Source organism: Paraburkholderia sp. (genome assembly GCF_049581445.1).
GTDB lineage: Bacteria > Pseudomonadota > Gammaproteobacteria > Burkholderiales > Burkholderiaceae > Paraburkholderia.
This window is the reverse complement of sequence record NZ_JBAURZ010000314.1, coordinates 52,157-59,958: the sequence shown is the minus strand read 5'-3', so window position 1 is coordinate 59,958 and position 7,802 is coordinate 52,157. Positions and strand designations below refer to the sequence as shown.

Genomic DNA, 7,802 nt, shown 5'->3' with positions numbered 1-7,802 from the left:
GAGATCGTCGCGGGCGGCTATTACACGGCAACATATCAGTCGAACACGGGCACGGCCGTGCTGGTCGGCCAAGGCTCTGGCGCAGAACAGGTGAATCCTGCCACGCAGAGCAAGCATGCCGTGCAGTTGGGCCAAGTCGGGCACGGCCAATGCCGTCTGTCGGTCGCTAGCACGACGCAACTGGTGCTCAAGCCGTACAACGGTAGCAACGTCATAGTTAATGGCGCACCGTTCTCGATCCCGTCTGCTGGTATCACGTACACCGCAAGCGGCCTTACGGCGAGCACGGCGTACTACGTTTATCTTAGCGTGTCGGCTGGCGTCGGTACGCTGGTACTCAACTCACTTGCGCATAGCCCGAACCCGGCTAATGGCGTTGAAACGGCGACCAGTAACACCGCGCTGACGCTGGTGGGGATGGTCTACAACGGCACTAGTGGATTCACTGTGTCTGCGCCAGGTAACCAATTGTGTCTGAACTGGTTTCAGCGGCGGCGCCTCCCGCTTGCCACTGCGTCCAGTTCGAACAACACGACTAGTGGCTCATCTGTCGCGCTTGGCGGAGTACTGAACTGCCTGAGCTGGGCAGACGGAAGTATCAATGCTGTCGCGTTCGGCGCTGGCTATAACACGACGATAAATTGTGGCGGCACGTGCCAGTTATTCACTAACGGCGCGGCTGGCGCGGCGACGGCTGGTCAGTTCTACAGCACAACGTCATCGGGATCGGGAATCCAGTACAACTTCTCGTCGACCACTACGCAAGGCAGCCCTACCGAACTGACGCTGTACGCGTTCCAGTTATTCGGGGCGGCGACGACTGGCGGCAGCGCGTTCTTTGGGTGGTCGACTCAAGGTGGCGTGGATGGCTAGGGCGTAGAGATTAGCCCGGGAAGTTGCATTTCTTCCAATATTCTTTGAGGTCAGTGCCCGCCACATGATTACCATCGTCGAGCCACTTCTGAGCAATCTCCGCGGATGTGGTAGAAAATTTGCATCCGTTGGAGTCGGCGAAAGACCATATTGGCGGACTTCGTTTGTATAGCCCAAGTCTTCTCAGAAAATCGGCGATCATCATATCCTCACGATCGTTTACAATGCTTTAGCGCGCTGCCGTATGGCCGGATACGGAAGAGACCGGGAAGTCCATCATCGAGTGAGTTCGAGCCTCACACAGTGCACCCCTCACCATACCTCTCTAGACAACTCGCCGCCTTCCCATCCCTGCGTCCATTCGAGGTGCTCTGGGGAGCCAGCCGGATAGGGATTCTGCTTCAGCGAATTGGCGTGGTAGCCTTCCGCGTACGGCGAGTCCGGTTTACGGGTCCAGTCCTCTTTAATCCAGCCCAACATGAGCCTGATGGTTTTCATCATGGCGAACCCCTCTTTTGATGGGCTGGATTATAAATCACATCAGCGTCTTGAGAACCGCAGCCGTCTCGGCAGCTTTCACTGCGTAACCTTGGGCATTCGGGTGAAGGCCATCGTAAAGCAGGCTCTGCCAGTTCGGCAGCGCCATGATCCGGTAATACTGCGGCACGAGCGGTACGTTGAGAGCCTGTGCGGTGCGGTCCATCGCGGCGACGAAGGCTGGCATTGATGCCTGATAGGCCGGCAGCGCCGACGGGTTCGGCTCTTCCAACACTGGAATTTTTCCTGCCGCACGAACAGCACGCACCCAGTCGTAAAGGTTCTGCTCGTATTCGTCCAGCGTGTCGTACGCCGAATCATTGATGGCGTAGTTCACTACGACGATCTGCGATGGATCGATAGCCAGACGGGTGGCCAGCGGACTGGTGAAAGGCGCGAGGCCTTCGAGGTTCTCGTTTGCCGTCGTGCCGCTCACGCCATCGTTGATCGTCGCGATTCCAAGGATCGTCTGGATCTGGTCGGGCTCGCTCTGGCCGGCCGATGCGCCGTAGCCTGCCATTGTCGAATCGCCCTCGAATGTGATTGATGTGACTTTGGGCGTGGCGCTAGGCGCAGATGCTGGCGTTGAAGTTGCGGCGCTGGTTGCCGGATTACTGCCGCCCCCCCCTCCGCCGCCACATGCCGACAGCATGCAGCCAAGAGCCATCGCTACGGCTGCATATCGCCATCCATATCCAGGTCGATAACCGCGCCGACACCTCGGCACCATTGGAACACCTGATCGACGGTCGCGGTGCGATTGAGTAGCGCGCCGGCAAGAAACAGCATCGGCAGGCTCATGGGGCGCGGCTCGTTGCCGCTCGTGTATTTGCGCCACTGGTTGTTGCCGGCAAGCCCGAACATCGCCGCCATCTGATCGCCCGTGTACCCGAGGCGGTCCTTGAAGTCGCGCAGATTCTGCGGGGTCGGTGGAACGTAGCGGATTGACATTGCTGATGGCGCGTAGAACGCGCACTCGAAATGATGGCTTCATGGTCGTCCTTTCGGAGGTGGCGGGCTGCGCGTCGCGCTACCCAACGATTGCATGTTAGCCCCAAAGGGGCTACAATGTCAAGCATCGACACCGTTGATTTCAACCGGTTCAGCAAGAAACGCCAAGCTGAAACGACGAAGCCGCAGCGTGCTTGCAACACGTCGCGGCCTCTGACCACATCATCACCTGGCTAGAGGCAATGAAATGGCTAAAAAGAAGTATATCATCGCGCCCGGAACGCAATTCGGCACGCTTTCCTTTGTTGGTGATGTCGAAACACCCCCAAGAACATTGCGACGAGCATTGTTTAAGTGTGCATGCGGGGAAACGTTCGAAACGCATGTGGCGAGCGTGAAGGCCGGATTAACAAAATCTTGTGGATGCCTGCAAGATGCGTCGCGCAGGCGCCGAAAGCCAATGATTCCGCTTCGTGAGTCCATCACTCGCCACGAGTTGTATGGCACATGGATGGGCATGCTAAAAAGGTGCTCTAATCCGGCCCACAAGAATTATAAGAGTTACGGTGGACGGGGAATTTCCGTGTGCGAAAGGTGGCGTAACTTCCACAATTTTGTCGCTGACATAGGGGCTCGCCCGTCCCCCGGCCACTCCGTCGACAGAATCGAAGTCAATGGAAACTATGAGCCTGGAAACTGCCGTTGGGCGACCCTGAAAGAACAGGCGAACAATAGGCAGAACTCTTTCTACGTGGTGATTGGGGGAAGAAAGCAGACCCTTACGATCTGGTGCGAAGAAATTGGCATTCACAAAGAAACAGTAAGGCGCCGGTTGAAAGCGGGATGGTCGGCTGAGGATGCTTTAACTCGTCCTCCCAGGCCGCTCAAAAAGCGTGGAGCGATCCCTCCCGCTCTGTAATCCTTACCAACTAACTCATAACAGGTCGCTTCGGCGGCCTTTTTCTTTTCCCACATGGACATCCGCCCATGCCCATCGGCGAACAACTTGCAGACCTCCTGCGCAGCGATCTGACTGCGAGCGCAGTCAAAGCAACCCCTCCTGTCTCTGCAGTGGTGGCGACGTTTTTAGGAGTTCCTTTGGCTGATTGGGTGCTGGCCGTGACCTTGGTCTACACGAGCCTTCAGATCTACGTCCTTATCCGCGACAAGCTGGTTCAAAGGCATAAGAAGGAGTAAGTCATGACGCCACAAGCATTCGTCTCAGCACTGTCCGGCCCCGCTCAGACATCGATGGCGACCACGAAGATTCCGGCCAGCTTTACCGTTGCAGAGGCCGCACTCGAATCGGGTTGGGGCGTCGATTGCCCAGGCTTTAACCTGTTCGGCATCAAGGCAGATCCGTCGTGGACTGGGCCCGTAACGACCCAGCAGACGCACGAAGTCGTTGACGGCCAGACCATCACGATCACGGCCAATTTCCGCGCCTACCCGGACTGGCTTGCGAGTCTCAACGATCACGCGCAGTTCCTGCTCGACAACCCGCGCTATCAGCCTGCGTTCGCGTACACAACGGGCGCACTGTTCGCGCAGGCCGTTGCCGCCGCCGGCTACGCAACAGACCCGCTCTACGCACAAAAGATCATCTCGATCATCCGCGCGCACGGTCTCTCTACACTGGATGCGTCATGAGCAAAGCGAAGATCGTCCGCGACAGCGATGGAAGGTTCTACGGGATCAAGTGGATCTGTCCTGGCTGCGACGTCGACGCGCGCGGCACCGGGACTCACATCCTCCCTGTGAGCTGGCTGCCGCCCGGCGAAACGGTTGAATCGCCGCTCGTCGCGGGCAAGCCTCACTGGACCTTCAACGGCGATATGGACGCCCCTGTGTTTGGTCCCAGCGTTCTAAGCACGTGGGACGAATGGCAAGGTGAAGGCGTAGCCGCGAAGAAGCACGTCTGCCATTCGTTCGTCGGCTGCAACGGCGCGGCGCCGGGGCGCATCATCTTTCTCGGTGATTGCACGCACACGCTCGCCAATCAAACAGTTGATCTGCCAGACCTCAAATCGTAGGCAGCACCCCATCAAACCCGAACCCGGCCTCTGCGCCGGGTTCTTTCGTTTACGTCCATGCCAATCATCAAACATCTCGTCGATGCTGCCAAAGGCAAGCATCCGGTTACGGCTGCGCGCTCTGGCAAGTGGCCCACGGTACGCAAGCAGCATCTCGCGCTGCATCCGACGTGCGAAGTGTGCGGCGGCACGCAGAAGCTCGAAGTGCATCACCGCAGGCCGTTTCATCTTCACCCGAATCTTGAGCTCGACCCGAAGAATCTCGTGACGCTTTGCGAAGCCAACAAGGATGGCGTGAATTGCCACCTGTTGTTCGGGCATCTCGGAAATTTCCGCAGCTTCAACGTCGATGTCCTCATCGATGCCGCGCTGTGGCTCACAAAGATCAAGGGGCGCCCGTGACAACTCTCCACCAGTTCACGGTGCTCGCCGATTTCCCCGACGACATCGATGAGATCGAGGCCGAGCGCGAGATCGCGAAGGCGATCGACCAGTACCTCGCATCCAGGGGCATGAACCACGCAACCACGCTCGTCTCCCGCACGCCGGGAATGACGGTCGTCGACCTGATGGCATCGGTAGGTTACGCATCGAAGGCTTAAGCCATGACCGTCGTCGTTCTCAACTCAGGGACCAGTTACCCGATCCCGGCTGATTGGTCCGGCACGAACCAGATCGAGACCACGGGCGATGGTGGTGCCGGCGCAAGCGGATATTTTGGCGGGGCTGCTGGCGGCGGTAGCTATTCCTCGGTCAACAATGTTGCGGGCCTGACCGGCACTATTCCGATCGGCATCGGTCAAGGCGGCACGTGTGCCGTCGACCAGGCCGGGACTAACGGCACTGGCGTCTGGTTCAACGGCACGAGCGTTGCATCTGCGACCTGTAGCTCGAATCCCGGCGGCGGCGGTACGAATACCGGGGCACCCGGCGCTGGTGGCGTAACAGCGGGCTCTGTTGGTACGACCCAGTACCCCGGTGGTGATGGCGGCTACGCGACGGGTAACGCCGGTGGCGGTGGCGGCGGTGCAGCCGGTCCTAACGGCGCTGGTGTCGCTGGTTCGAATGCCACCGATCCGGATGGCGCCAATGGCGGCGCTGGCGATAACGGATCTGGTGGTGCTGGCGGGACCGGAAGCGCGGGTAGTGGCACTGCTGGCGGCGCAAATGCTAATGGTGGTGGTGGCGGGGCTGGCGGCGGCACGAATACCGGAGCAGTTCCGGGTGCCGGTGGTCTTCCAGGTGGCGGTGGTGGTGCTTGCGGGTACACGACAGGCGCAGGCGCGGGTGCCAACGGCGGTGCTGGCCAGATCCGCATTACCTACACGCCGGCATCAGGCGGCAGCGTCACGCTCCCGACCATCTCGGCGTTCGAAGCGACAGCCGGCGCATCGTCCATTGTCGGCACAGGTTCAGTTGCAGCGACAGGTCTGGTCGCAGCGTACGCATCAGTCCTCGTTGGGGGCACGCGCTCGCTCGCGTCGATAACTGCACTTAATGCGACGTACTCGTCGATCGCGATCGGCGGCATCGGTGGTGTCGCTTCGTCAGCGTTTAACGCTTCGTCTGCTGCGGTTTCCGCAAGCGGCAAAGGGTCGATCTCCGGAAGCGCATCTGACGCGACAACGGCCCACGCAACGATTGTGGGCGCCGGTGCAATCACCGCGGCGGCTTCGGATGCGACTACCGGCAATGCTCAGGTCAGCTCTGCGGGTATAGCCCAGTTACAGGTCCGCGCGTTCGACAGTGTTGCCGGATCAGTTCAACTGGGCGCGATCGGCGCGGTGCAGGCGGGCGCACTCGACGCGGTTGCCGCAGCGGTTCTGGTGAGTGGTTCGCAGCCAGTCTCGGCAAGCGGCTTCAACACAACTACGGGGACGGCTGCAGTACTCGGCTTCGGCGCTGGCTCGATCGCTATCAGCGCGTACAACGCTTCGAGCAGCTCGGTCTCGACGAAAGGTTCTGGAGCCGTTGCGGTCACTGCTGCGAATGCGGAACGGGTGACTGCACAGGTTAGCGGGAGCGCGCCGCTCTCGGCTAGCAGCGCGAACGCGACGACATCGGCGGTCAGCATCGGTGGCGTGGCATCCGTCACGTGCGCAGCGAACGACGCTACCTATGGCGCGGTTGCAATTCACGGCGTTATCAACGTGCAAGCTTCCGCGCTGAACGCGCAGAAAGCCAATGTCACCGTCGAATCGACTATCCCGAGCACGCTTCAGATTTCCGCCAGCGGCTTCAACGCGAGCGCGGCCGCCGTCTTTGTGACCGTCTTCACCCTTCCTGATCCCAGCCGCATCGTCAGCATCGCGGATGAGCAACGCACCGCCGGCATCCGCGGAGAAAACAGAACCTCGGCCGTTCCTGCTGAGAACCGCATCATCAAAGTAGCCTAGCAAGGAGCCTCACATGCTTGACACCGAATACAAACAGAACAAGAAGATCGACAACGAATATCGCGCGCAGTCGAACGCCTTTCCGGCGACGCGCTACGTCGGTCTGATCGTTGCATCTGCGGGCCAGTCACCGCGTAGCACCGCAGTCACATCGGGGCAATACACCGTTCCCGCAACGCTGAACGGCCGCTTGTACAAATGCACCACTGCGGGCACGACGGGCTCAGGCGAACCAACCTGGCCGACCGCTGCTGGCGGCACCGTGACGGACGGTACCGCCGTCTGGACTGAGCAAACGACCGCGCTTTACGGCGGCACGATTCCGGAAGGGTCGGCGACTGGCTATGCGCGCGTGGCGGTCACATCCTCGCTCGCCAACTGGTCCGGCACGCAGGGCGCTGGTACGACCGTCGCGTCGAGCGGTTCGAGCGGGCAGATCAGCAACAATAACGCGATCTCTTTCGCGCAGGTCACGACGTCGCTAGGCCTCGTCGTTGGCGTCTGTATGTGGGATGCGCTGACCAGCGGTAACTGCTGGGAATACGCGATCCAGTCGAGCGGCACGCCTACGAATATCGGCGCCAACATCTCGCCGAACATCGCCGCTGGCGCTCTGTCGATCGGGTACGACACGAACGCGAACTAAGGGGACTAGGCCATGCCGTACGCATCTGGCACGCCGGTCTTGCAGAAAGATCCCAGCGCCGACCTCGACTATGGGATCGACCTCGCAAACCCGAACATATGGCCCCCTGCTCCGCCATGGCTCGTCACCGGCGAGATCGTCACCGAACTGACGGTCACGGCTGACGCAGGCCTCACGGTCAATTCGCAGTCGATCAACGCGAACGCGAGCGGCGTGGCGGGCGCGCTGCTCATCGCGTGGGTTTCCGGGGGCGTCTCGGGCACGAGTTACTACCTGCATTTCCTGTTCACCACCAACCTTGGGCGCACCGACACCCGGTCGATCCAGATTCAGTGCATCCAGCGCTGATCCGCGCCTGACATCTTC

Annotated in this window: 12 protein-coding genes; 9 read left to right on the top strand and 3 right to left on the bottom strand. The window is 60.3% G+C overall.

Annotated features, from left to right (window positions below; all coding sequences use genetic code 11):
- A partial coding sequence (locus WCA85_RS26225; protein WP_424067779.1) for a hypothetical protein occupies nt 1-873 on the top strand: 873 nt, incomplete at its 5' end.
- Nucleotides 874-1,185: 312 nt separating this feature from the next.
- Here the strand turns inward: WCA85_RS26225 and WCA85_RS26220 are convergent.
- From WCA85_RS26220 to WCA85_RS26210, 3 genes are all read right to left on the bottom strand, one after another.
- Nucleotides 1,186-1,374 carry a hypothetical protein gene (locus WCA85_RS26220; protein ID WP_424067778.1) on the bottom strand — a complete coding sequence of 63 codons (189 nt, stop codon included), beginning with the start codon at nt 1,372-1,374 and terminating at the stop codon, nt 1,186-1,188.
- A 34-nt stretch (nt 1,375-1,408) separates the two neighbouring features.
- Nucleotides 1,409-1,930, bottom strand: coding sequence for an SGNH/GDSL hydrolase family protein (locus WCA85_RS26215; RefSeq protein ID WP_424067777.1), 522 nt, complete (start codon nt 1,928-1,930; stop codon nt 1,409-1,411).
- A 149-nt stretch (nt 1,931-2,079) separates the two neighbouring features.
- On the bottom strand, nt 2,080-2,361 hold the full coding sequence (locus WCA85_RS26210) for an XRE family transcriptional regulator (RefSeq protein ID WP_424067776.1): 282 nt from the start codon (nt 2,359-2,361) through the stop codon (nt 2,080-2,082).
- Nucleotides 2,362-3,348: 987 nt separating this feature from the next.
- On the opposite strand from WCA85_RS26210, the gene WCA85_RS26205 reads away from it, so the two are divergent.
- Genes WCA85_RS26205 through WCA85_RS26170 form a run of 8 tightly spaced genes read left to right on the top strand, consistent with a single transcriptional unit; the run spans nt 3,349 to nt 7,784 of the window.
- A complete protein-coding gene (locus tag WCA85_RS26205; protein ID WP_424067775.1) occupies nt 3,349-3,558 on the top strand; it encodes a hypothetical protein in 210 nt (69 codons plus the stop codon).
- 3 nt (nt 3,559-3,561) lie between these two features.
- Nucleotides 3,562-4,011 (top strand): glycoside hydrolase family 73 protein, encoded by a 450-nt coding sequence (locus tag WCA85_RS26200; RefSeq protein WP_424067774.1) that lies wholly within the window; start codon nt 3,562-3,564, stop codon nt 4,009-4,011.
- Nucleotides 4,008-4,394: a hypothetical protein gene (locus tag WCA85_RS26195; protein ID WP_424067773.1), complete on the top strand. Its 387-nt coding sequence runs from the start codon at nt 4,008-4,010 to the stop codon at nt 4,392-4,394. The genes WCA85_RS26200 and WCA85_RS26195 overlap by 4 nt, the downstream gene beginning before the upstream one ends.
- Nucleotides 4,395-4,451: 57 nt before the next feature.
- A complete protein-coding gene (locus WCA85_RS26190) occupies nt 4,452-4,796 on the top strand; it encodes an HNH endonuclease (RefSeq protein WP_424067772.1) in 345 nt (114 codons plus the stop codon).
- Complete coding sequence (locus WCA85_RS26185) at nt 4,793-4,996, top strand: hypothetical protein (RefSeq protein WP_424067771.1); 204 nt, start codon at nt 4,793-4,795, stop codon at nt 4,994-4,996. Before WCA85_RS26190 ends, WCA85_RS26185 begins: the two co-directional genes overlap by 4 nt.
- 3 nt (nt 4,997-4,999) lie before the next feature.
- On the top strand, nt 5,000-6,790 hold the full coding sequence (locus tag WCA85_RS26180) for a hypothetical protein (RefSeq protein ID WP_424067770.1): 1,791 nt from the start codon (nt 5,000-5,002) through the stop codon (nt 6,788-6,790).
- Between the two features lie 13 nt (nt 6,791-6,803).
- On the top strand, nt 6,804-7,436 hold the full coding sequence (locus WCA85_RS26175; protein ID WP_424067769.1) for a phage tail fiber protein: 633 nt from the start codon (nt 6,804-6,806) through the stop codon (nt 7,434-7,436).
- A 12-nt stretch (nt 7,437-7,448) separates the two neighbouring features.
- Nucleotides 7,449-7,784: a hypothetical protein gene (locus WCA85_RS26170; protein WP_424067768.1), complete on the top strand. Its 336-nt coding sequence runs from the start codon at nt 7,449-7,451 to the stop codon at nt 7,782-7,784.
- Nucleotides 7,785-7,802: the final 18 nt, after the last annotated feature.

What these genes read in the sequence shown, in the direction of transcription:
- WCA85_RS26170 (WP_424067768.1), top strand. Translation starts at nt 7,449, where the DNA reads ATGCCGTACGCATCTGGCACGCCGGTCTTGCAGAAAGATCCCAGCGCC.
- WCA85_RS26175 (WP_424067769.1), top strand. Translation starts at nt 6,804, where the DNA reads ATGCTTGACACCGAATACAAACAGAACAAGAAGATCGACAACGAATAT.
- WCA85_RS26190 (WP_424067772.1), top strand. Translation starts at nt 4,452, where the DNA reads ATGCCAATCATCAAACATCTCGTCGATGCTGCCAAAGGCAAGCATCCG.
- WCA85_RS26215 (WP_424067777.1), bottom strand. Translation starts at nt 1,930, where the DNA reads ATGGCAGGCTACGGCGCATCGGCCGGCCAGAGCGAGCCCGACCAGATC.
- WCA85_RS26205 (WP_424067775.1), top strand. Translation starts at nt 3,349, where the DNA reads ATGCCCATCGGCGAACAACTTGCAGACCTCCTGCGCAGCGATCTGACT.
- WCA85_RS26180 (WP_424067770.1), top strand. Translation starts at nt 5,000, where the DNA reads ATGACCGTCGTCGTTCTCAACTCAGGGACCAGTTACCCGATCCCGGCT.
- WCA85_RS26220 (WP_424067778.1), bottom strand. Translation starts at nt 1,374, where the DNA reads ATGATGAAAACCATCAGGCTCATGTTGGGCTGGATTAAAGAGGACTGG.
- WCA85_RS26200 (WP_424067774.1), top strand. Translation starts at nt 3,562, where the DNA reads ATGACGCCACAAGCATTCGTCTCAGCACTGTCCGGCCCCGCTCAGACA.
- WCA85_RS26210 (WP_424067776.1), bottom strand. Translation starts at nt 2,361, where the DNA reads ATGTCAATCCGCTACGTTCCACCGACCCCGCAGAATCTGCGCGACTTC.
- WCA85_RS26195 (WP_424067773.1), top strand. Translation starts at nt 4,008, where the DNA reads ATGAGCAAAGCGAAGATCGTCCGCGACAGCGATGGAAGGTTCTACGGG.